This window comes from Vicingus serpentipes (assembly GCF_007993035.1).
Lineage (GTDB): Bacteria > Bacteroidota > Bacteroidia > Flavobacteriales_E > Vicingaceae > Vicingus > Vicingus serpentipes.
In genome coordinates, this window is sequence record NZ_VOOS01000002.1 from 304,727 (window position 1) to 329,212 (window position 24,486).

At 30.3% G+C, this 24,486-nt stretch carries 23 protein-coding genes; 11 read left to right on the top strand and 12 right to left on the bottom strand.

Annotated elements, in window-relative coordinates; genetic code table 11:
• The first annotated feature begins 3 nt into the window (after window positions 1-3).
• The 3 genes from FRY74_RS05345 to FRY74_RS05355 are packed head-to-tail and all read left to right on the top strand — an operon-like array spanning window position 4 to window position 1,723.
• Window positions 4-993, top strand: a complete 990-nt coding sequence (locus tag FRY74_RS05345) for a proline iminopeptidase-family hydrolase (RefSeq protein ID WP_147099357.1) — start codon at window positions 4-6, stop codon at window positions 991-993.
• Window positions 993-1,205 carry an RNA-binding S4 domain-containing protein gene (locus FRY74_RS05350; RefSeq protein ID WP_147099358.1) on the top strand — a complete coding sequence of 71 codons (213 nt, stop codon included), beginning with the start codon at window positions 993-995 and terminating at the stop codon, window positions 1,203-1,205. Before FRY74_RS05345 ends, FRY74_RS05350 begins: the two co-directional genes overlap by 1 nt.
• Before the next feature lie 11 nt (window positions 1,206-1,216).
• Window positions 1,217-1,723 carry a phosphoribosyltransferase family protein gene (locus FRY74_RS05355; RefSeq protein WP_147099360.1) on the top strand — a complete coding sequence of 169 codons (507 nt, stop codon included), beginning with the start codon at window positions 1,217-1,219 and terminating at the stop codon, window positions 1,721-1,723.
• Window positions 1,724-1,776: 53 nt separating this feature from the next.
• On the opposite strand, the gene FRY74_RS05360 is transcribed toward FRY74_RS05355, so the two are convergent.
• The 9 genes from FRY74_RS05360 to FRY74_RS05400 all read right to left on the bottom strand — a co-directional run bounded on the left by FRY74_RS05360 (window position 1,777) and on the right by FRY74_RS05400 (window position 9,684).
• Entirely contained in the window at window positions 1,777-2,496 is a 720-nt protein-coding gene (locus FRY74_RS05360) for an FKBP-type peptidyl-prolyl cis-trans isomerase (RefSeq protein WP_223265830.1), read from the bottom strand.
• 85 nt (window positions 2,497-2,581) lie between these two features.
• On the bottom strand, window positions 2,582-3,337 hold the full coding sequence (locus tag FRY74_RS05365) for an FKBP-type peptidyl-prolyl cis-trans isomerase (protein ID WP_223265831.1): 756 nt from the start codon (window positions 3,335-3,337) through the stop codon (window positions 2,582-2,584).
• A 14-nt stretch (window positions 3,338-3,351) separates the two neighbouring features.
• Window positions 3,352-4,077: an FKBP-type peptidyl-prolyl cis-trans isomerase gene (locus FRY74_RS05370; protein WP_189765247.1), complete on the bottom strand. Its 726-nt coding sequence runs from the start codon at window positions 4,075-4,077 to the stop codon at window positions 3,352-3,354.
• Between the two features lie 2 nt (window positions 4,078-4,079).
• Window positions 4,080-4,901: an FKBP-type peptidyl-prolyl cis-trans isomerase gene (locus FRY74_RS05375; protein ID WP_170227952.1), complete on the bottom strand. Its 822-nt coding sequence runs from the start codon at window positions 4,899-4,901 to the stop codon at window positions 4,080-4,082.
• Between the two features lie 2 nt (window positions 4,902-4,903).
• Window positions 4,904-5,431: an FKBP-type peptidyl-prolyl cis-trans isomerase gene (locus FRY74_RS05380; RefSeq protein WP_147099366.1), complete on the bottom strand. Its 528-nt coding sequence runs from the start codon at window positions 5,429-5,431 to the stop codon at window positions 4,904-4,906.
• A gap of 5 nt (window positions 5,432-5,436) precedes the next feature.
• Window positions 5,437-6,429 (bottom strand): DHH family phosphoesterase, encoded by a 993-nt coding sequence (locus FRY74_RS05385; RefSeq protein WP_317132195.1) that lies wholly within the window; start codon window positions 6,427-6,429, stop codon window positions 5,437-5,439.
• Window positions 6,430-6,496: 67 nt separating this feature from the next.
• Complete coding sequence (locus FRY74_RS05390) at window positions 6,497-7,201, bottom strand: hypothetical protein (protein WP_147099369.1); 705 nt, start codon at window positions 7,199-7,201, stop codon at window positions 6,497-6,499.
• Window positions 7,202-7,226: 25 nt separating this feature from the next.
• Window positions 7,227-8,123: a hypothetical protein gene (locus tag FRY74_RS05395; RefSeq protein ID WP_147099371.1), complete on the bottom strand. Its 897-nt coding sequence runs from the start codon at window positions 8,121-8,123 to the stop codon at window positions 7,227-7,229.
• A 121-nt stretch (window positions 8,124-8,244) separates the two neighbouring features.
• Window positions 8,245-9,684, bottom strand: coding sequence for a sodium:solute symporter (locus FRY74_RS05400; protein WP_147099373.1), 1,440 nt, complete (start codon window positions 9,682-9,684; stop codon window positions 8,245-8,247).
• A gap of 95 nt (window positions 9,685-9,779) precedes the next feature.
• Between FRY74_RS05400 and recR the strand changes: the two genes are divergently transcribed.
• The 8 genes from recR to FRY74_RS05440 all read left to right on the top strand — a co-directional run bounded on the left by recR (window position 9,780) and on the right by FRY74_RS05440 (window position 17,578).
• A complete protein-coding gene (gene recR, locus FRY74_RS05405; RefSeq protein ID WP_147099375.1) occupies window positions 9,780-10,397 on the top strand; it encodes a recombination mediator RecR in 618 nt (205 codons plus the stop codon).
• A 3-nt stretch (window positions 10,398-10,400) separates the two neighbouring features.
• Window positions 10,401-11,966 (top strand): glycosyltransferase family 2 protein, encoded by a 1,566-nt coding sequence (locus FRY74_RS05410; RefSeq protein WP_170227953.1) that lies wholly within the window; start codon window positions 10,401-10,403, stop codon window positions 11,964-11,966.
• A 4-nt stretch (window positions 11,967-11,970) separates the two neighbouring features.
• Entirely contained in the window at window positions 11,971-12,786 is an 816-nt protein-coding gene (locus tag FRY74_RS05415; RefSeq protein ID WP_147099379.1) for a porin family protein, read from the top strand.
• A 77-nt stretch (window positions 12,787-12,863) separates the two neighbouring features.
• Entirely contained in the window at window positions 12,864-13,937 is a 1,074-nt protein-coding gene (gene serC, locus FRY74_RS05420; protein ID WP_147099381.1) for a 3-phosphoserine/phosphohydroxythreonine transaminase, read from the top strand.
• 12 nt (window positions 13,938-13,949) lie between these two features.
• On the top strand, window positions 13,950-14,903 hold the full coding sequence (locus FRY74_RS05425) for a D-2-hydroxyacid dehydrogenase (RefSeq protein WP_147099383.1): 954 nt from the start codon (window positions 13,950-13,952) through the stop codon (window positions 14,901-14,903).
• Complete coding sequence (locus tag FRY74_RS05430; RefSeq protein ID WP_170227954.1) at window positions 14,903-16,147, top strand: DUF1015 domain-containing protein; 1,245 nt, start codon at window positions 14,903-14,905, stop codon at window positions 16,145-16,147. The genes FRY74_RS05425 and FRY74_RS05430 overlap by 1 nt, the downstream gene beginning before the upstream one ends.
• A 2-nt stretch (window positions 16,148-16,149) precedes the next feature.
• Window positions 16,150-16,803, top strand: a complete 654-nt coding sequence (locus tag FRY74_RS05435; protein WP_147099387.1) for a YggS family pyridoxal phosphate-dependent enzyme — start codon at window positions 16,150-16,152, stop codon at window positions 16,801-16,803.
• Window positions 16,804-17,182: 379 nt separating this feature from the next.
• Window positions 17,183-17,578: a hypothetical protein gene (locus tag FRY74_RS05440; protein ID WP_170227955.1), complete on the top strand. Its 396-nt coding sequence runs from the start codon at window positions 17,183-17,185 to the stop codon at window positions 17,576-17,578.
• 133 nt (window positions 17,579-17,711) lie between these two features.
• Here FRY74_RS05440 and FRY74_RS05445 read toward each other — a convergent pair whose 3' ends face one another.
• From FRY74_RS05445 to FRY74_RS05455, 3 genes are all read right to left on the bottom strand, one after another.
• Window positions 17,712-19,421, bottom strand: a complete 1,710-nt coding sequence (locus tag FRY74_RS05445) for a sodium:solute symporter (protein WP_147099391.1) — start codon at window positions 19,419-19,421, stop codon at window positions 17,712-17,714.
• A gap of 90 nt (window positions 19,422-19,511) precedes the next feature.
• Window positions 19,512-21,983 (bottom strand): PIG-L family deacetylase, encoded by a 2,472-nt coding sequence (locus FRY74_RS05450; RefSeq protein WP_147099393.1) that lies wholly within the window; start codon window positions 21,981-21,983, stop codon window positions 19,512-19,514.
• Window positions 21,984-22,046: 63 nt separating this feature from the next.
• Window positions 22,047-24,485, bottom strand: a complete 2,439-nt coding sequence (locus FRY74_RS05455) for a TonB-dependent receptor domain-containing protein (RefSeq protein ID WP_170227956.1) — start codon at window positions 24,483-24,485, stop codon at window positions 22,047-22,049.
• Window position 24,486: the final 1 nt, after the last annotated feature.

Below are 24,486 nucleotides of genomic sequence, written 5' to 3' on the forward strand. Positions count from 1 at the left end.
CCAATGAAAATAACAACTCTTTTTATTATTTCTTATATAACTGTTTTACTTACAACCATTGGATGTGGAAATAAAAATGAATCTAAAAGTGAATCTTTAACTGAACAAGAAATTACTTCAGATGATTTAGCAATTGAAGAAGAAACTATTGAAATAAATGGCGTTAACCATTACATTAAAAAGATAGGTAATGGAGAACCTATACTGGTACTTCATGGAGGTCCAGGTATGTTTCATAATTATTTAACTCCTCACTTTGAAAAATTAGCTCAAGATTATCAAATTATTTTTTATGATCAACGCGGTTGTGGAAAAACTGATTTCCCTCAAGACACCACAACTATCTCAACTGAAAATTTTGTTGAAGATTTAGAAAGTATAAGAGCACATTTAAAAATTGAAAAATTAAACTTAGCTGGACATTCTTGGGGTGCAGCATTGGCAATCGAGTATGGTAAAAAATACCCACTCCTTTTAAATAAACTTATTTTAATTTCTCCTTCTCCATCTACTTCTGAATATTATGACCAAATGTTTAAAAACATCCAAAACAAGAGAACAGAAGATGACATGAAGGAATTAGTAAAATTGATGAGCTCTAAAGAATTTGAGAATAGAGAACCTTCTACATTTCTAAAAGCTATTTGCATAGAAAATAAAGTAAACTTAGCGAACAAAAATACCGTTGATGAGTTATACAACTCAATGTCTTTTACATCTACTACTGCTAATAATTTTTTATTAGTAAATAGTTTAATGGAAAAAAACTTTTTTGATTACAACATCACTGAAGGAATTGAAACGATAACTTGTCCAACACTTATTATTGTAGGTGATTTAGACAATGTTCCTTTCGCTTCTCACCAAAAATTACAAGAAAGTTTGAATGCAAGAATAGAAGTATTGAAGCCAGCATCTCATTATCCATTTTTTGAAACTCCTAAAGAATTTAATGCTGCTGTAAAAAGTTTTATCACTCCTGAATACGAATAATGGAAAAAATAGATTTTGAGCTTACACAAGAGTATATAGAATTAATAAAGCTATTAAAGTTATTAAATCTTTGTGAATCAGGGAGTGAAGCAAAACTAGTTGTTGATGAAGGCTTAGTCAAATTTAATGATGTAATTGAATATCAACGCAGGAAGAAATTAAGAAAAAATGATACCGTTCATTTTAATAATACTGAAATTAGAATTTTATAATAGACTAATTTATGCCAACTACAAAAACACTAATATTAAACAATCTTGAAATTTCTCAAAAAATTGATCGAATTTCTTTTCAAATATTAGAGGACAATCACTTAGAAGAAGAAATAATAATTGTTGGAATTTCAAACAATGGATATTTGTTTGCAGATAAATTGGCAAAAAAGTTAAAGAAAATTTCTGATGTTAAAATCACATTGGTGAAATTGACGCTTAACAAAGAGAATCCTTTAAGTCAAGACATTGTAATTGACAAGCCTACTAATATTTTATCCAATCAAGTAATAATATTAGTTGATGATGTATTAAACTCGGGTAGAGCTTTAATTTATGGAGTTAAATATTTGCTTGATTACCCTATAAAAAGAATGTCTACTGCAGTTTTGGTTGATCGCAATAATAAAAGGTACCCTATAGGAACACATTATACTGGATTAGCGCTTTCTACTACTTTAAAAAATAATATTTCTGTAGAGTTTACAAAAGGAGAAATGAGTGCCTATTTAAGCTAAAAATAAAACACAACAAAAAAGCTTTGATATTATCAAAGCTTTTTTGTTGTGTTTTATTTTACATCTATCAATTCTACATCAAATATTAATGTAGCCTTAGCAGGTATAACAGGTGGATGACCTCTCTCTCCATACCCTAAATCATGCGGTATAATTAAACGAGCCTTCTCTCCTACCTTTAGCAATGCTATTCCTTCATCCCAGCCTTTAATTACACGACCTTGACCTAAAGGAAAATCTAATGGTTGACCTCTTTCAACTGAAGAATCAAACATGCTTCCATCTTCTAAATATCCAGAATAATGAACTTTAACTGTTTTATTAGCTTCTGCCTGAACTCCATCAGTTGAATTTAACTTTATATACTTTAACCCGGAATCAGTAGTTAAAGTATCTTTACTAGAAACATCGAAAGGTTTTGGTCCCTCTTGAATCTCTAATAGTTCAACATCAAAGATTAATGTTTCATTTGGTCCAATAACACCTCCAGCACCTCTTTCTCCGTATGCTAAATCTGAAGGAATTGTAAAAGTTGCTTTATCTCCAACATTTAATAATGCAACACCTTCATCCCATCCTTTTATAACTTGACCAACTCCTAATTTAAAGCTAAATGGTTGTCCTCTATTAACTGAACTATCAAATACTGAATCATTTGTCAATTTCCCCGTATAATGAACAACTACCTTATCTCCCGATTTTGCTCGAGCACCAGTTCCTTCTTGAGTTATTATATAACGTAACCCTGATTCTGTTGTAAATTCTTTTCCCACAATACTTCTTTTAGTTTGTATAGTTTTACATGATATCAGCGTGAAAACGCTCAGAATAATCATATAAATCCATTTGTTAAAAATATTAATCATTTACTTTAATTAATTCTACTTCAAAAATTAAAGGCATAAAGGGTTTTATTGGTCCCTCTCCATTTTGAGGAGCGTTTGAACCATAAGCTAAATCTTGAGGTATAAAAAATCTATATTTTGAACCTTCTTTCATCAACTGTAATCCTTCTGTCCAACCTTTTATAACTTGATTTAATCCAAAAGTAGCTGGTTTACCTCTATTTACAGAACTATCAAAAACAACACCTTTTGGAGTTGTACCATGATAGTGAACAGTTACACTTGATGTTGCTGTTGGTTGTTTTCCTGTACCTTCATTTAAAACAATATATTGCAACCCACTTTCAGTAACTTGCACACCTTCTTTTGATTTATTCTCTTCTAAAAAAGCAAGCCCTTCATTTAAAACCACTTTTAATTTTTCATGTTTTTCTTTAGTAGCTTTATCAGATTTAGCCTTAAAATAAGACATTACTATCATTTGCATTTTTTCAGCAGATATTAATGTACTATCTTTTTTTAACCCATCTGTTAACCCTTCGATTACAGCTTCTAAATTAGCTTCAGAAAAATCTTTTTTTAAACTAATAGCCATATTTAATCCAACTCCATAACTAACTGAATCAATCTCATTTGCTAACACAAAAGATTCCACTTTAGATTCAACATCCTTTCCCTTCTTTTTACCTTTTTTTTGAGCACTTACTGAATTCATTCCAAAAATAACGAATGAAGAAAGTAAAAATGTTCTAATTAAAAATTTACTCATAACAGAATATTTTTTTAGTTATTAATCTTAATTAACTCAACCTCAAATACTAATGGCATAAATGGTTTAATAGGTCCTCCTGGACGAGGATTAGCACCATAAGCCAATTCTTGAGGAATAAAAAATTTATATTTAGCACCTTCTTTCATTAATTGTAACCCTTCAGTCCAACCTGGAATTACTTGGTTAAGAAATAATGGAATTGGTTCTCCTCTTTCAACAGAACTATCAAATACTGTACCATCAGGAGTAGTACCATGGTAATGAACAGTTACATTTGAAGCTTCATTAGGTTGAGCTCCTTTACCTTCTTTTAATACGATGTATTGTAATCCACTAGCAGTAACTTGAACTCCTTCTTTAGATTTATTTTCTTCTAAAAATTTCTCACCTTCCGATTTTACATCTCCAAATTGTTCTTGAGCAGCTTGCTGAGCTTCTTCTTGTTGTTTCTTCATCGCTTCCTCTTGTTTTCTTTGAAAGAAAGGTTGTAAAACTCCTTGTAATTCTTCAGTAGAAATTAACATATCTGCTGAATCAAGAACATCATTAAAACCTTTAACAAAAGCAGCTGAATTTGCTTCAGAAAAATCTTTTACAATATTAGTAGCCATATTAGCTCCTAAACTATAACTAACAGAATCAATCTCATTTGTTAATGTTATGTTTTCATTTGAATGATTATCTCCACAGGCAAACAGTATTGTTGCTGAACATGCGTAAAAAGTTATTTTTTTCATTTTTATTTAATGTTTATTATTTCTAAATTATATATTACAGTACTGTATGGAGGTACAATTCCTGTACTAGAACCTTTATCTCCAAAAGCGAATTGCGAAGGTATGATAATTTTTGCTTTTTCTCCATTTTTAAGAACTTTTAACACCCTATCTAGTCCTTCTATGACTTGATTTGGTGTGCCATAGACCAGTTCAAAAGGTTCTTTACTGAAAGTTGTATCAAAGACAACACCAGAGATAAAGCCTCCTGTATATCGAATATCTATAATATCAGCATTTTTGATAGTATTATTTGAGGTCTCTTTCAATTTAACATAGTAGATATTGTCTACTTTTTCAATTTTGTCTTCAGTACTTAAATAGCTTTTTAAAATTAATTGCTCCAATAACTCGTTGTCTTTTTGTTTTAAAAAATTATCGTATTCCTTTTCGTTTAAGAAGTCTTCAATTTTTACATTTATTTTAACCCAATCAGCATTAAACTCTTTCGAAGAAAACCCAAAACTATTATCATCAAAAATTAATTTTGAAACCAATAATTCAGCACTATCTCCTACATTTAATAGCGTGAAAATATTATCGAAACTTTTAGTCGTTGGTAAAAAAGGAATGTATTTATAATTAAGGTATTTAACTGTATCTTCATCATAAACAAAGAATGTTGCTTTAATAAAATCACCTTTTTGATAAGTCTTAACATTGTCTTCAAAAGAATACAGTTTTAAATGAACACCATCATTAATCAAGTTATAGCCATCAATTTTACTTTCTTTACAAGAATTAATTAAAAATAAAATGCATAATATTAAAGTTGTTTTTTTCAATTTTATTTTAAATCAATTAGCTCAATATCATAAATAATTGTTGATCGAACTGGTATTTTTTTAAAATCACCCGCTAACCCATGAGCAAGGTAAGAAGGAATAATAATTTTAGCTTTATCTCCAACCTTTAAATAAGTAATACCTTCATGTAAACCACTTTCAACATTATCTTTTCCAATAATAAATTCTTCGACTTCATTATCTTTAGTTGAATAACAAATAGTTCCATCAATTAAAGAGACGCTATACTTTACTACCGCAATTTTCCCATTTTCAGCTTTTTCACCATTCCCTTCATCATAAACATGATACCTCAATCCTGTACCTGTTTTTGTAACATCTAATTTTCTTCGGGATACATAACCATCAATTTGAATGGATTCTTTTTGAGCAGCAATTTTATTAGCTTCTATTAGTTTTTCTTTTAGTTCTTTTTCTGAAAAATCATCTATACGGTTAATATTATTCTTGTCAGATTGACATGAAATCATAAAAAAAACCAATAGAATTAAAACCCAATTTTTTTTCACATTAATTAATTTTTAAAGTTTTTTAATAACTCTTCGAATTTAGCTATAGTATCCTCTAGCGATAAATCCGATTTTCCTCCTGCGGCATAAATGTGTCCACCACCTTGAAAATGAGTATTTGCAAATTCATTCACAAAAACATCATCTTTTGATCTAAAAGACATACTTATATCTTGTTCTTTTTCTGTTATTAATGCTGAAAATTTAATTCCATTAATAGATAATGGATAATTAACCAATCCTTCCGTGTCTCCTTTTTGAAAATTAAATTCTTTAAGTTCCTTTTGTGATAAAGATATATATGCCGCATTATATTCTGGAAAAACCTTCATTTTTTCAGTTAACGCATAGCCTAACAATCTTAATCGCTTTTCAGAATATGTATCATAAACTTTTTCGTGAATTTTAGACCCATTAGCTCCTAATTCTAAAAAATGTGCAATAATTTGATGAGTTTTAGCAGTTGTTGAGGGGAATCTAAAAGAACCTGTATCTGTCATAATTCCACAATACAAACATTCTGAGATATCTTTTGTTAATGAATCAAGCTCACCTAATTGATCAATAAATTCATAAACCAACTGAGCTGTTGAACAGCAATTTGTATCAACGTAATAATGATTAGCAAATTCTTGAGGATTTTGATGATGATCAATTACAATCTTACTAGCTTTTGAATCTCCAATGACCTCTCCTAATTCACCTATTCTACCTAAAGCATTATAATCTAGAGAAAATATTAAATCGGAATTATCGATATGATTAAAACCAATTTCTCTGTCTTTATCAAAATAAACTATCTCATCCGATAAAGACATCCATTTTAAAAAATCAGGAAAAGCATCAGGAACAATTACAACCACTTTTTTTCCTTTATTTTTTAAAAAATGATATAGCCCTAAAGATGAACCTATCGCATCACCATCAGGAGATTTATGTGTTGTAATTACAATATAATTTGCTTGCTCTACCTCTTTCTTAATTTCTTCAAAATTCATCATCTTATTCTTTTATAAGCAAAAAACCCCGCTAATTGCGGGGCTAAATTTAATATTTATTGTTGGATTAAAATCCAGTACCGTAGAATCCTGTCTTAGGTGTAGTCATATGCTCAATTAAAATACCTACACAACCCATATCGCTTGATTTAACTAGTTTCCCTTTCCCTTTAGAAACACTAGACTTTCCAGAACCTCCTTCGTTAGGAATAGAAATTTCAAAAATTAGTCTTTGAGTAGTTTCAACTGAAAATTCTAATTCAGTTGCTAAATTATCTTGAGTATTATCATACAATAAAGATTTTTGTTTTTCATAAACAATAGAAGTTTGTTTACTCGTAACTTCTTTCTGCTCTCCAGTTGCTACTTGACCAGAGCCATTACAATCATAACATACATCTCCATCACTAGTTCCTGAACCAGAACAAGCATCACAAGAAGCTAAAACATCTTCCATTTCCTTAGTCTCTGTTACTTTTTCTACCTTTACTTTTTTATTTTCATATACCTTAAATTCTAAACCTGAACCCAAATTTTCGTCCATACATAAAGATATTCTATAATCCTGTCCTTTGTAAACAATTACACTCAACTCTGAAGTTTGCCCTTTTCCAAATAGAGCACTTTTTGATTGTCCATTTGGTTTATACATATCATTTTCAGAAGGCTCACAATAGCTATCGTGAAAATTATTACAATACTGGGCAAAAGACAATGACGGCAATGCTAAAATTGCTAAACCTAAAATTATTTTTTTATAAAAATGCTTCATCTTAATTTTATTTTTTTTAGCTTTCTTAAGCTTCTGTTTTAACTATATTGTTTCTTACTTCACTAATTTTTGCTTTAAGCATTTCAAACTGCTCTTTAGTTATTTTTATCGAGCTTCCTCCACCTAAAACCATTTTACCACCTTCTTTTTTCTTTAAAGAAATTCCAGCACCAGAATCTACCTCGTCTAATTTAGCAAAAGCTTCCTCTAACTCCATAAAAGTACCTAAGACTTCTTTAACATCAGCATTTGAAGAATATTTATCTAAATAAGCGATTAAATTATCTAAAGTTAATTTTTGATCAGCCAATCTTTCTACTGCAGCTTTATCTTTATCGTAATTAATTGAATTAGCAGCAATATAAACAGTTTCTAACCACCCTGCAGAAGCAACTAAACCTAACTTATCTCCTTGTTCATTTTGCTCTAAATAATCAACAACTGAAAAGTAAGATGTATTAGTAATTGCAACTAGTGAATCAGCATTATCTAAATTGTTTTGAATTCTTTCAACTAAAGCTTTATCAAAAGCTGAAGACAATCCAATTTGATCTCCTAATTTTTGGATACTACCAAAATATTTAATTGATTCTTGATATTCTTCAAAAGCAGCAGTATAAGCTAAATCAGCTGAATAAATACCAAAGTTTAAAGCTTGACTTTTCGGATCATTATAACTAGTTGCGTTTTGTATTGGGTTTAACGAAGCTGAATTATATTTTAATCCACTTTCTTTAATAAACGCAAACATCTCATCTGGAGAAGGAATTTGATAATAACTTTTATTTTGTTCTTCCTCAACTACTTCTTCAACAACTTCAACAACTTCTTCAGTTGGTTTCGGATCATCTGAACATGAAGTTAGAAGTGATACAGGAAAGCCTATTATTAAAGCTAATACTAGTTTTGTTTGTTTCTTCATTATTTTAAAAATTTTCTTTAGCCAAAAATATAAATATTTTATATTAAACTCAATTATAATTCAATTAATTCAGCAAGATAATAAAAGTATTTTTATTCCTAAAGAATAACTCTAATCATCTTTACTTTTTAGAAATTAAAAATAGTCCTGCAAATGTAATTAGTCCATTCACAATTAATATTTCAAAATTAAATTGATATCCATTAAACAACTCAACACTATAGATGTTTAATAAATAACTGATAATTGGAGATAAAAGACAAACAATTGGAACAAACTTATCTTTAACGCTTTTTTTGGTAAATAAACCAAAAGCATAAAGCCCTAACAATGGACCATAAGTATAACCTGCAGCTTTAAAAAGCGAACTAATTACACTCTCATCACTAATTAAGTTAAACAACAATATAACCAAAAACAACACAAACGAAATAGTAAGGTGTGTCTGCTTTCTAAGTTTAATCCTAGTCTTTTCTTCTTTATTTTCAATATCTAAAAAATCTACACAAACAGAAGTAGTCAAGGAAGTTAACGCAGAATCAGCACTTGAATAAGCTGCAGCAATTAACCCTAGAATAAAAAAGATACTTGCAACTAAGTTCAAATGTTCGGATGCTATTAAAGGAAATAAATTATCTGTTCTTTCTGGCACAGCAATGCCCAATTTATTTGCATAAATAAATAAAAGTGCACCTAGAACTAAAAAGGCAAGATTTACAAAAATTAAAACAACACTAAAAGAATACATATTCTTCTTTGCTTCTCCAATGTTTTTACAAGTTAAGTTTTTTTGCATCATATCTTGATCTAGCCCTGTCATTACAATAGTAATAAACATTCCACTCAAAAACTGTTTTATAAAATGTCGTTTATCATTCCAATCATCAAAAAAGAAAATCTGAGAATAATCGCTGTTTTCAACTTCAGAAATTAATTCCGAAAAACCTAAGCCCAACCTACTACTAATAATATAAATAGTTATTCCAACAGCTATTAACATAAATAGTGTTTGAAGCGTATCGGTCCATACAATTGTTTTAATTCCTCCTTTAAAAGTGTACAACCAAATCAATAAAATTGTAAAAGCAACTGTTACAAAAAAAGGCACTCCCCACTGATTAAAAACCAACAGCTGAAGCACATTTGCTACTAAAAACAAACGAAAAGATGCTCCTATAACTCTAGAAAGCAGAAAAAATGAAGCTCCTGTTTTGTATGAATACTGACCAAAGCGAGAACCCAAATATGAATATATTGAGACCAAGTTTAATCGATAATACAAAGGCATTAAAACTTGAGCAATAACTATATAACCAAAAAAGTAGCCCAACACCACTTGCATATATGAAAATTGACTAGCTCCTACCCAACCAGGAACTGAAATAAATGTAACCCCAGATAATGAAGCCCCTATCATACCGAAAGCAACCAAATACCATGGCGATTGATTTTTGCCACTAAAAAAATCAGCGTTATCTGCTTTTTTTGATGTAAAGTGAGAAACCACCATTAACATCAAAAAATAGATTAAAATTAACCCAACAATTAAATAAGGATTCATAGTTTGTTTATAAATTGTATAACAAAAATGCCCTCTTTTTCTTTATTTTGAGTTCTAAGATTGTATTTTTGATAACATTAAATTGTTGACAGCAAATGCAAATTTCATCTTCTTCTTTTCATAATGCAGTAGATCAGCTATCATCCTTACCCGGAATTGGCAAAAAAACTGCTTTACGTCTTGTTTTACACCTACTTAATAAAAACGGAAAAGAAATTCATGATTTTGGAGCTGCATTTACTGATTTAGCAGAGCACATTAATTATTGTAAAAATTGTTTCTACATTTCAGAAACTGAAACTTGCTCCATTTGCAGCAATGAAAATCGTTCGGAAAATATTATTTGCGTTGTAGAAACTGCTTTAGATGTAATTGCAATAGAAAACACAAATCAATATAAAGGCAAATATCATGTTTTAGGAGGAATAATTTCTCCAATGGAAGGAATTGGACCTAGTGACATTAAGGTGAATGAGTTAATTGAACGTGTTAAATCTCAAGGTACTGAAGAATTAATAATGGCATTAAGCACAACTATGGAGGGGGACGCCACTAATTTTTACATCTATAAAAAATTAAAAGATTTAAACATAAAAGTTTCTACTATAGCTCGAGGAATTGGTATTGGAGATGAACTTGAATATACTGACGAATTAACTCTTGGCCGTTCTATTTTAAATCGTATTCCATTCGAGAACACTTTAACATTATAAATCTTGAAACTATCCATCATCATAGTAAATTATAATGTAAAAAACTTTTTAGATCAATGCCTTAACTCTGTTTTTAAAGGCATTACAAAAATTGAAGCCGAAGTCTTTGTTGTAGATAATATTTCAACTGACGGTTCAGTTGAAATGGTTCAAAAGAAATACCCTTCAGTCAAGTTAATTGCCAATGAAAAAAATGTAGGATTTTCTATTGCTAATAACCAAGCAATAAAAATAGCTAAAGGAGAATATATTTTATTACTTAACCCCGACACTGTTGTAGAAGAAGATACATTTGAAAAATGCATTCAGTTTTCTGACAACCAAACAGAACTTGGAGGGCTAGGCGTTAAAATGATTGATGGAAATGGTATTTTCTTACCCGAATCAAAAAGAGGACTTCCTACACCTAGTGTTTCTTTTTATAAAATATTTGGATTGTCGAGCTTATTTCCTAAATCTAAAAAATTTGCAAAATATCATTTAGGCTATTTAAATGAAGATGAAACCAACGAAATAGAAATACTGTCTGGAGCATATATGTGGATGAGAAAAAGTGTCTTAGATGAAATTGGGTATTTAGATGAAGGCTTTTTTATGTACGGAGAAGACATTGATCTATCCTACAGAATAATTCAAGCCGGCTATAAAAATTATTATTTTCCTAAGACTAAAATCATACACTACAAAGGCGAAAGCACGAAAAAAGGAAGTATCAACTATGTTTTTGTGTTTTACAACGCTATGATTATATTCTCAAAAAAACACTTTACAAAAAATGCAAAAGCTTTTTCATTTTTTATAAATATTGCCATATACCTCAGGGCTGCTCTTGCTTTAATTGTTCGTTTTATAAATTATTTTAAGTTGCCACTTATTGATACTGGTTTTATATTATTAATTCTAGTCTTATTAAATTTTTTAAAACCTTATTTAGGCTTTCCAAATCAAATTGAAATAAATAATGAATATGGTTTACTAAACGTTCTACTTGTTGTTATGTCTTTTATTACGGGACAGGCAATTTTAAAAGGTTACACACAAACCGTTAGAATAAACAGAACTTTATGGGGAATGGTTTTAGGAACCGTGCTTTTAGTTGGAGTAAATGCTATTTTTCCAAAAGAATATTCATTTTCTAATAAATTCTTAATCAGCATCTTATCTGGTATAATATTCATCATTCCTTCAACTCGATTCACACTAAATTATTTTAACAAATTAAAACTTAGAAAAAATAATAACAAGAGTATAATAGTTACTGGAGATAAACCCTTTATTGAAAAAATAAGCAATTTAGTAGAAAAACAACAGACTATTTCTGAGTTATTAAAAATTAACCCCTCAAATAATTGCTCTACAGAAGATGAAGATTTTTTTATTGGAAAAAAATATCAACTAAAAGATATTGCTCAAATTTACAACACTAGCGAAGTGATATTTTCTTCAAACAACATGACTTACAAGGATATAATTGAAGAAATGTCTCAACCTAAAAACAAATACATAGACTATAAAATATCACTTAGAAACGAACTCTTAATTGGAGGAAGTACAGTTGAAAAAATATAAACTCATGAAAAACTTAAAACTAATACTAACAACCACAATTCTTATTCTAACAAACAATTTTTTTGCACAAAAAATTTCTTTAGGACCAGAAGTTGGAATAAATTTAATCCCAACTGAAAAAACAGATATTGGAAGCAACTACCAATTAGGTTTTCATCTTGGCGCTCAAATAAAATATCACTTTTCAGAAAGTTTTAGCTTAAGTTCTGGATTGTATGCTACTCAAAAAAAGAAACTTTACTCTTCAATTGATACCACAACTACACCCGACCCACTTGGAGGACTAATAGGTGGACTTGGCGGACTAGGTGGTGGAACTACAAACAATGAAGCTAATGTTTACACTACTACTACAGGAATTGTTACCGAATTATATCTTCAAATACCAATTTTAGCTAATTATGAAATTGCTAATATTAATTTTTATGCTGGACCTTATGCTGGTCTTTTATTAAGTGCTACACGAAAAGAAAAATACAATGTTGAATCAACTGCTACAGATGTATCATCATTTCTTCCTTCTGGCTTTGGTGCTTTAGGTAACTTATTACAACCTTCAAATAATGAACCTGAACCATCAACTACTAAGTCAAAAGAAGGCTTAGCGACAATTGATTTTGGCGCAACAGCTGGAATTGGATATAGAGTTGACAAACTAAACTTCAACCTTTTTTATTCAATGGGTTTTTTAGATTATAGAAAAGATAAAGGCAATGAAAGTATTGATACACATAATTCAGTTCAATTTTCCATTGCTTATTTATTCAACATTGGAGGAAGTAAAGGTCTCAAAAACAGGTATGATTTAGATATTGAATAATTCCAGCTATTATTTTTTATCAACCTAATATTTGTGCTACATTTGTACTCTAATTTTAATCTTTAAAGTGTACAAACATGTCAAAAGTTCACAATTTTAGTGCTGGTCCTTGCATCTTACCTCAAGAGGTGTTAAAACAAGCTTCAGAAGCTGTAATTAATTTCAACAATTTAAATCTTTCACTATTAGAAATTTCTCATAGAAGTAAAGATTTTATTGAAGTAATGGAAAATGCAAGAAACTTAGTAAGAGAGTTATTAAATGTTCCTGACAATTATGAAGTATTATTTTTACAAGGTGGAGCAAGTTTAGGTTTTTTAACTGCTGCTTACAATTTTATGAAAATTGATGGTTCTGCTGCTTATTTAAATACTGGAACTTGGGCTAACAAAGCTTTAAAAGAAGCTAAATTATTAGGCGGAGTATTAGAGGTTGCTTCTTCTAAAGATAAAAACTACAATTACATACCTAAAAACTATCAAATACCAGGTAATGCTGATTATCTTCACATTACTACAAATAATACCATTTTTGGAACTCAACTTAAAAAAACACCAATCAGCCGTATTCCAATTATTGCTGATATGTCTTCTGATATTTTTAGCAAAAAAATAAATGTAAGTGATTATGATTTAATTTATGCTGGAGCTCAAAAAAATATGGGACCAGCTGGAACAACACTTTATATTGTTAAGAAAAGTGCTTTAGGAAAAACTGGTAGAACAATACCTTCTATGTTAGATTTAGAAGTTCACATCAGTAAAGACTCTATGTTCAACACCCCTCCTGTTTATCCAATTTATGTTTCAATGCTAACCTTACAATGGTTAAAAAATAATGGTGGTGTTGAATGGATTGAAGGTATTAACCAACAAAAAGCAGACTTATTGTACAATGAAATCGACAACAACCCTTTATTTAAAGGTACTGCAGAAGTTGATAGTAGAAGTAACATGAATGCTACTTTTGTTTTAACGAACGACGATTTAAAAGATGAATTTGATAGCATGTGGCAAGCTGCTAATATTAGTGGAATAAAAGGTCATAGAGATGTAGGAGGCTACAGAGCATCAATGTACAATGCTTTACCATTAGAAAGTGTTCAAGCACTTGTTGACGTAATGAAAGAATTAGCAAAAAAACATTCTTAAAAAAGATATTAAATGAAAATTTTAGCAAACGACGGAATTGCACCGATTGGTAAAACTCAATTAGAAGCAGCAGGATTTGAAGTAATTACAGAGACTGTGCCTCAAAACGAATTAGCAAATGCAATTAATGAAAATAATTATGTTGCCGTATTAGTTAGAAGTGCTACAACCGTTAGAAAAGAAGTAATAGATGCTTGTCCTAATTTAAAATTAATTGGACGTGGAGGTGTTGGTATGGATAATATTGATGTTGCATATGCTCGTGAAAAAGGATTACATGTTATTAATACTCCGGCAGCCTCGTCTCAATCTGTTGCAGAACAAGTTATGGCTCATTTATTTGGGTTAGCTAGAGGATTGTATGATTCGAACAGACAAATGCCAAATGGAGGTAATTCTGACTTTAAAGCATTAAAAAAGAAATATGGTAAAGGAATAGAATTAAGAGGCAAAACACTTGGTGTTTTAGGTATTGGAAGAATTGGACAAGCTACTGCTAAATATGCTTTAGGTTGTGGAATGAACGTTATTGCTTTTGATCCATTTATTGACAAAGTAACTATTGATGTTCAGGTTGCAAACCAAACTGTAAGTGTTGATATTAAAACTATTTCTAAAGATGAATTATTAACGCAAGCTGATTTTATTACTCTTCACATTCCTGCACAAGCAGATGGTAAGCCAGTAATTGGAAATGATGAATTTGCAAAAATGAAAGATGGAGTTATGATTGCAAATGCTGCTCGTGGTGGAGTTATTGATGAAGACGCATTAATTGCAAATCTTAACTCTGGTAAAGTTGCAGCTGCTGCTCTTGATGTTTTTGTAAACGAACCTACACCAAGAGAAGACTTAATGAAACATCCTAAACTATCTTTAACACCACACACTGGAGCAGCTACTTTAGAAGCTCAAGATAGAATTGGAGAAGAATTAGCTAGTCAGATTAAAGAATTATTGGGATAGTGGCTAAAATTATTCCTTTTAAAGCAATTAGACCTACAAGAGATAAAGCCTATTTGGTTTCATCAATGCCTGCGTATATTTATCCAAAGCATTTGCTTGAAGCCAAACTAGAAAGTAATCCTTATACCTTTTTACATGTTATAAATCCTGAATTTAGAGCTGATAATAAAACGCAACCTAATTCAGTAGAACGATTTGAAAATGTAAAAGAAAAGTTTGATGAATTCTGTAACAATAAAATTTTTCTTCAAGACGAAAAAGAGAGTTTTTACATCTATCGACAAATAACTAAAACCAACACTTACATTGGTTTAATTACTGGTATTTCGGTTGATGATTATTTGAATGGGAATATTAAAATACATGAACATACGCTAACTCAGCGAGAAGAAACATTTAAGCTTTATTTAGACGTGTGTCAATTTAATGCAGAGCCTGTTTTACTTACCTATAAAGATAATCCAATTGTTGACGCTATAATTAATAAGTATATGAAAACGCGTTCAGAATATGAATTCTGTACAACTCATCATATAAAACAAGATTTATGGTTAGTTAACGATAGCGAAGACATTAAAACATTAACCGATGCTTTTGAAAACATCAACGATATTTATGTAGCTGACGGACATCATCGTTCGGCTTCTTCTGTGCTTTATGCTCAAAGTAAAAGAGAAGAAAACCCAGAACATAAACCAGAAGATAAGTTCAACTATTTTTTATCTTATTTAATACCAGAAAGCAAATTAAATATTATTGAATATAACAGAACTGTTAGTAGCTTAAATGAATTAAGTATTGAAGACTTTTTAGAAAAAATTAAAATTCAATTTGAACTAGAAGAAAAAGAAACATTATACTCCCCTACTCATAGACACAACTTTTCAATGTACATTGGTGGAAAATGGTATTCGCTAACTGCAAAAAAAGGAACCTATAATGAGAATGATAATGTAGGGAATTTAGATGCTCGAATACTTACACAAAACATTTTAACTCCTATTTTAGATATTGTTGATTTAAAAACTGACAATAGAATTTCTTTTATGGAAGGAACTAAAGGAGCTGAAGGTTTACAACAAAAAGTAGATAGTGAAGAAGCTATTGTTGCTTTTGGTTTATACCCTGTATCTATAGAGCAATTAAAAGCTGTAGCTGATGCAAATGATATTATGCCACCTAAAAGCACTTGGATTGAACCTAAAATGCGTAGTGGTTTAACTATTTACAGCTTGGAAGATTAATTATGTCGATTACCACCAACCTAAAACAAATACAATTAGCCATACCAGAAAACGTAACCCTTGTTGCGGTTTCTAAAACAAAACCTAACGAAGCTATTTTAGAAGCTTACCAAACTGGTCAACGTATTTTTGGTGAAAACAAAGTACAAGAACTTACTGACAAATTTGAAAGCCTACCTAAAGATATTGAATGGCACATGATTGGCCACCTACAAAGTAACAAAGTAAAATACATTGCTCCTTTTGTAAGTTTAATACATGGGGTTGATAGTTTTAAATTACTGAAAGAGATTAATAAAAGAGCTGCTCAAAACAATAGAACAATTAATTGCTTATTGCAGATACATATTGCTGAAGAAGAAACAAAGTTTGGGTTTGATTCTACTGAAGTAACTGAATTAATTGAAAGTGAAAAATTCAAGGGATTACAAAATGTAAATGTGATAGGTTTAATGGGAATGGCAACATTTACAGATAATGAAGCTCAAATAAAAAAAGAGTTTAGCTCACTTCAAACACTATTTACGAAACTAAAAAACCAACACCCAAAACTTAACACATTAAGCATGGGTATGAGTGGCGACTACCAATTAGCTATTGAATGTGGAAGCACTATGATTAGGGTTGGTAGTTCAATTTTTGGAAACAGAAATTAGTTATTGTTTTTAATTAACAACCCTTGATTTAAACCCAAAAATACTCGAACTTCGTTTAACAAAAGTTTTAAGATGAATTTATCCTGAGCTTGTCGAAGGATTGAAACGTTTCCAAGAACTGCGTTAGGCATTATTAATTTGAATAATCCAAACCGATTACATAAAACTTAACAAGAATCAACAAGACATTCTAATATCTAGGATTTCAGAGATAAAAAAGATTCTTGACATCAAATTTAGCAAGTATACAGTTTTGCTATTGTTATTCATTGAGTTTGGAATATTGTATCTAATTTATTTATACGAAGATTACGGATTTTCAATTGTCTTAAAACTATTGATTGTGATACCCCTTTGGTTAATTATTTCCATAACATACTTGTACTTAAAAAAAAGAATTCCTGCTTGGCGACTTCATAAGTTTTATAATAGAATTTTAAAAGAAGGTAAATATCCAGTTACTAGAATTATAACAAACCAATGTATTAGTTACTCGGAAAATAACATTGACTACAATATCTTTGATATTGGACAAAATAAAATTGCAATTATTAGACAACAGGACTTTAGTATTGATTTTGGAGATTTTCCGAATAATGACTTTTTAATTCCACAAAAAAACTTATTTGAAATTGTTGGGAATAAAATAGTGACAAAAGGAATTAAAATAAACTCAACACGGACAAATAATAGTTCAATATTAAAATATATTAATGCAATGTATATGACTGAAGAAGGAAAGATATTAATCTTGAAGAAGAATAACAATGCCTAACAGCAAATCATAGCCCATAGCCGCATTAGTTCTTTCAAGACAAATGAGAAGAAACATAAACATATAAGTAATCAATAAACAAATTGCAATTGAACGGCTACGGGCCATATTTGCAACACGTTAAACGAAACACTTATTTCTTTATTATAGCTTGTATTATATACCCAAAAATTACAACTAACAAACAACCCACAACATTATACCACAAATACCCCATTTGCAACCAGTTCGGTGCCATTTCATAACGGTTCAACAAATCTATTGTTATTACAGAAATTTCAGCCAATAAAGCTGCTACAAACACAGCATTTCCTTTTATTTTTTTTGCATAAAAAGCCACAACAAATATTCCTAAAATGGTTCCATAAAATATAGAGCCTAAATAGTTTACTGCCTGTATTAAGTTCTCAAACAACGATGCTGTAGTTGCAAAAAGTATTGCCAAAGCTCCCCACAAAAAAGTAAACCATTTACTCGATTTTAGGTAATGTGTTTCATCTGCTTTTTTATTTATCGAACGCTTATACAAATCGATAGTTGTTGTACTAGCTAAAGCATTTAACTCACTTGCTGTACTACTCATTGCTGCAGAGAACATTACAGCAAACAGCAAGCCTATCATTCCTATTGGTAAATAATCCATTACATAGGTCATAAAAATATAATCCTTATCGTTGGTTTCTGCTTTAGGGTCAACTCGCAACACTAATGCCTTGGTTTCTTCTCGCAATTCATTTACTCTAGTTTGTAAATTCATTGCTTTGGTTTTGTTTTCATCTACACCTTTTTCATCTTCTGAGTTTACAGCCGCAACCATTAACTTTAACGCTTCTTTCTTTTGTTCAAAAACAGCTGTATACTCCTCTTCTATTGCTTTAAAATCATCAGCATAAACAGATTGTTCTACATTTTGCTTTTGCACTTTATTAAAAAATATAGGTGGTTGGTTAAATTGATAAAACACAAAAACCATTACTCCTATAAATAAAATAATAAATTGCATAGGTACTTTTAACAAACCATTCATCATTAGCCCTAACCTACTTTCTCTAATCGATTTACCAGTTAAATAGCGCTGCACCTGAGATTGATCAGTACCAAAATAACTCATAAACAAAAACAAGGCTGCTGTTATACCACTCCAAAAATTGTAACGGTCGTTAAAGTCGAAATTAAAATTAACTACATTCAATTTTTCCATTTTACCTGCAACATGCAAAGCATCGCTAAAACGAATATCTTGAGGCAACATCGATATCACCATAATACCGGCCAAAATCATTCCTCCCATCATTACAGCCATTTGCTGTTTTTGGGTTTGTGTAACCGCTTTTGTTCCTCCAGATACGGTATAAGCAATTACCAAAACTCCTATAAAAACATTAGTTAAGCCTAAATTCCATCCCAACAAAGTTGATAGTATAATTGCCGGCGCATAAATGGTTATTCCTGCTGCCAAACCTCTTTGTACCAAAAATAAAATTGCTGCCAAAGAGCGAGTTTTTAAATCAAATCTACTCTCTAAAAACTCATAAGCAGTAAACACTTTTAGCTTATAAAAAATAGGTATAAAGGTTACCGAAAGAATTATCATTGCAATTGGCAAACCAAAATAGAACTGCAAAAATTGCATTCCATCGGTATAAGCTTGCCCTGGAGTAGATAAAAAAGTAATGGCACTCGCCTGAGTTGCCATTATAGAAATACCTATTCCCCACCATTTTGCATCATTATCCCCCTTTAAATAGCTTTCTAAATTTTTACTACCACGTGTTTTCCAAACACCATAAATTACAATAAAAGCGAGTGTTCCTAATAATACTATCCAATCTATCGTACTCATGAAAAATGCTTAGTAAAAAGATAAAACAATACAATCAAAACGGTTAAAGTGCCTATTAAAGCAAAATACCATTTATTCCAATTTATTTCATTACTCATTACCTAAACTTATTAAGTTAACAAATAAACGGTAAGCACCCGGAACTGCTGCTGGCAATTCTCTAAAGAAAGATATTCCAGTATAAACATAATGTCCCTTTCCATATTTAGCTACCAACAAACTACCATTTTTAGCAGGTTCATTTTTATCGTGCCAACTCAAAACGGCATCGTATTTCTCATCCCATTCATTCGGAAAATACAAGCCTCTTTCCTGCACCCAACCTTCAAAATCAGCTTTTGTAATTTTATTTGGCGCATTTAAAACTGGGTGCTCTGGCTTTAAAAAAGTAACCTCTGCATCTTCTTCTGTAACTCTATCTCTCGAAAGTTTTAAATTGTAAGGAGCAAAAGCATCTGTTTTTAAACGATGACTTGTATTGTATTGCATTATTAAAGTACCGCCATTTTCAGCATAAGCTAATAATTTTGGCATAATAAACTCCATTCTATCGTTAACATTTACTGCTCTTATTCCAACTACTATTGCATTGTACTGTTTTAAATTATCTAATGCTAAATCCGACTCTAAAATCTCATCAACATTATATCCGATACTTGTTAAAGCTTCTGGAATTTTATCTCCAGCACCATTAAAATAACCAATCTTATTTCCTTTTGTTTTTAAATCAACAAAAACCAACTTTGACTTAGCTTTTGGCATATAAATTTGTGTAGGGATATGATCATAAATAATTTCATTTATAGACTTATCATAAGTTTTTTCATTAACGGTAAGCATAGCTTTTAAATCACCTATTTCAGCTTCTACGGAAGGAGTTAACATCACTTTCATTTTCTGCTCTTCTCCTTTTTTTGCTAACTTAATATCAAAGCTATTCTGCGACAATTCCCACCCTTTAGGTGTATCTAACTTTAGCTTAGTATTAACGTTTGTTGAGTTTGATTTGATTGTTAATTCTATCTCCCTAGAATTTAAATTTGAAAACAACTGTAATTGCTCTGAGAAGTTTACAAAAACAGGAGGTACAATTACAAATGGACGATATGACTCACCTTTTACCGGATCGTTCCATTTATAAATTAATGGTATTTGATAAGTAATTTCTACACCATCTAACTCGCAAACTAACTTAAAGTTAATTGCTGAATCATTTTCTGGTTTACCTATATTTAATTGATCATCTACCTTATAAGTACCTAAAGTACCTTCTTCTTTTAACCAGTAAGGTTGAGATATTTCAATATTTCTTGGAACAAAAAATGTATGGTTGTAATCAATCTTTTTGTTTTGACTTAAAACAGAGTCCATTTTCATTTCAAGATTTAATTCTTTTGAAAAAATCTTTTTTATTTTAAAATTTGAATAAGTTCTTGTAATAAATTCAAAATCAACTTTTATTGAATCACCAGGTACAGTTAAATAATCTTGAGCTCTTGCTTCAAAATAAATTCCCATACAGTTACGAATCAATTCATCAATTTCTTTCAACTTAATTTCTTTCCAAAATTTATCGTTTATTTGATTGATTTCCTTTTTTAAATTGATTAATTGAGGTACTGATAAATGAGGTTGTTCAACATTATAATTAGAAACAAGCTCATTAATTAACGATTCTATTTTTTCAGATCCTTTAACTCTAGTCCAATCAGTTTTATAACCTTCAAAAAGAGAATGTTTAGCTTCTTCACCTTTTAAATGCTCAAAATACTCAATCAATTCTCCTCTACTACCTGTTGAACCAAAACCTTGACTTTTGTGCATTGTTCTACTTTTCGCAGCCAGTTCGTTATATGAAATTCCTAATGTGTTATTATATAAACCAATATCTTCTGCAACAACACCTGGATCATTTACCGATATTTTATCATTCCACCAACGACCAGTATTAACAACAATTCTCTTGGGTTGCCATACATCAACATATTTTAATTGCTCTGGATATTTTGTTTTGTCAGCAGCTAAATCAAAAGCCTCAACACCTAATAATGCAGATGAAGTATGATGACCATGACCACCACCACCATCAGTTGGGAAACGACAAACAATTACATCCGGTCTGAATTTTCTAATTACCCAAACTACATCAGCTAATATTTTATCTTTATCCCAAATTTCAAGCGTTTCTTCAGGGTTTTTAGAATATCCAAAATCATTTGCTCTACTAAAAAATTGTTGTCCACCATCTGTTCTTCGAGCTGCCAATAGCTCTTGTGTTCTTATAATACCAAGCTCTTCACGAATTTCTGTTCCAATTAAATTTTGACCTCCATCACCTCTCGTTAAAGATAAGTAAGCTGTATTGTATAATTTTTCGTTTGCCGAATATGCAATAAAACGAGTATTCTCATCATCTGGATGAGCAGCTAAATACAATACATTTCCTAATACATTTAACTTTTGAATTTTTTGATAAATCTCTGATGATGATAGTTGTTTTGGTTGCTGAGCAAAGCCAACTAAAACAACAAAAAGAGAAACAATTAAACCTATTTTTTTCATAGTTTCAAAACTACTTAAAACATGAGAATTTTTTAATATAAAATCAACTAATGAATTGGTGTCTTATATTTTAAATTGTATAGTAAAATAAAAATTTCTGATTGCAGAAGGAATAATTCCTGGTCCAGGATATCCTGTTGCTCTTCTTGTAAAATAAACTTCGTTAGTTAAATTATTAACTCCTAACTCAAATTTTAATTGACCTAAATCATACTTACCTGATAAGTCCATAACATGATAAGATGGAATAACTCCAATTATTGCATTTGGAACAAACACTAGGTAGCCTTCAGAATCTTTTCCTGCATTTGTTGCATCACTATATTGTTCATCTACAAATGAATATTGATATGATAGTCCAAATTTTTTGTAAGAAATATTTAGTCCTGTTTTAAAGTTTAAAGCTGGTACAAATTCCACATTTTTATCTTTAAAAGCAGAGCTTTGAGACTCAGTATATCTAGCATCTGTAAATGCTACATTGACAAAAGTTCTAAATGAAAAATCACTGGAGTCTGAAACAAATATTTTCCATAAATCTACTTCAACCATAGATTCTACACCTCTTATTAATGCTTTTGAAACATTAGTACGATATCTATAAGGAATAAAAGTTTGCTCATCTACTTGATCTATTTCACCAATACGATTATCATATAACAACATAAATCCTGATATATCATAATTTAACTTGTTTTGAATAACGCCTCTAAAGCCTAAATCAAAATTGAATCCTGTTTCATCTCTTAAATTTGGATCGATTTTAAAGTTTTTGTTCTGAATTTGCATATCAGAAAAATTGATGCTTTTATAATTCTGAGAAAAATTGGTGTAAATATCTAGCTTATTTGAAGCTTTAAAATTCAATCCTATCCCTCCAATTACAAATGATCGTTTACTAGTTTTTTCTTCAAAAAAAGTAGTATCAAAAACAATATTTCCAGCTAAATCATAAACAATATCATTATAACTTCCATCAGCATTAGTTATGATATTTTCATATCTTACCCCAGGAGTAATACTGAACTTTTGACCTATTCTAAAAATATGTTCAGCAAAAAAAGCAATATTTTGACTAGGAAACTCATAATCAGACCCCTGAGTTTGCTTTTCATTAAAAGTGAAATTAGGTAGATCTGTAGAATCAGCATCCCCTTGTCTGCTTCTATTGTATCCTTTGTAAATTCTAGCTCCTAATAAAATTGCCCAGGAATTTTTACCAACATCATACAACTGCAAAAAGCGCGTCTCATTTCCAATATTTTTAAACTCACCAGTAATTAAATTACGATTTTCATAAGTCCTATCTGGACGACTTATATTACCTAAAGTACCAAGAGCTTTTCGAGATGCACTTAGACCAAAAAATTGAGTTTTTATTTTTGTTTTACTTGAAAATTCGTGAGTAATATTAAATGCAAACAAATTCCAATCTACTTCAAACCAATTCCTCCCTCTTTTTGATTGATATGGGTCTGTATAAAATTCTTTATCTGTTAATCCTCCAGGTTGACGAGCTAAATAATACATTTTGGTAAGCTCAATATTTACAAATGTTTTTTCAGATAAATATTTCCCAACATTAACCGCTCCAGAAAAAACCTCGAAATTTGAATTAGGACGCCAATCATTCCCTTTTTTATGTTGAAAATAACTATACCCCTTCCAGTTACTCGAATTAAAACCAACACTCAAAAAAGTATTATTTAAATCAAACGAACCTATTGTTTGACGAGCAGTAACTTCAAAAGCTTTACCAGAAGTTGTAGGTTCATCATGCAAAACAAAATTGAGTAAACCTCCAAATTGAGTTCCAAATTGCAACGAAGCAGCACCTCTAATCAGTTGAATTTCTTTTATAGCTTCTGTTGGTGGGGTATAATAACTTTCTGGATAACCAAGTGCATCGGCACTAATATCATATCCATTTTGTCTAGTATTAAAATTAGAAGTTCTGCTTGGATTCAAACCTCTTCCTCCAATACCTAATTGAATTCCAGCACCATCACTTTCCCATATATTTAAACCAGGTACTCTTGAGTAAATCTGACGACCTTGATTAGTTGCTTTATTCGCATTTATTTCGGATAAATTAATTACTTCATTTTTCTTACCTTGACTTATAGTTAAGCCTTCAATAGACCTCATACGTTGAACATCTCCTACACCTTCTTTTTCTCCTTCCAATTGAAAAGATTTAAGCTGTTCTGATTTAACTTCTAACTTAACTTTAATGATTTTTAATGATTCGTTAAGTTCAATTTTATTTTGAACTTTATGATAACCTAACAAAAAATAGGAAATTGTATAATTTCCATACTCAACATTTTCAAAAGAAAACTCTCCTTTCTCATTTGTTTGTGTAGATTTATTTAATTCAGAAAGGTAAATACTACAATAAGGCAAAGCTTCATTAGAAGTTGATTTTACGCTACCAGCAATACGACCTTTATTTTGAGAAAAAGCTATACTAAAAAAGAAAATAAAAAAAATAAATGTCAAA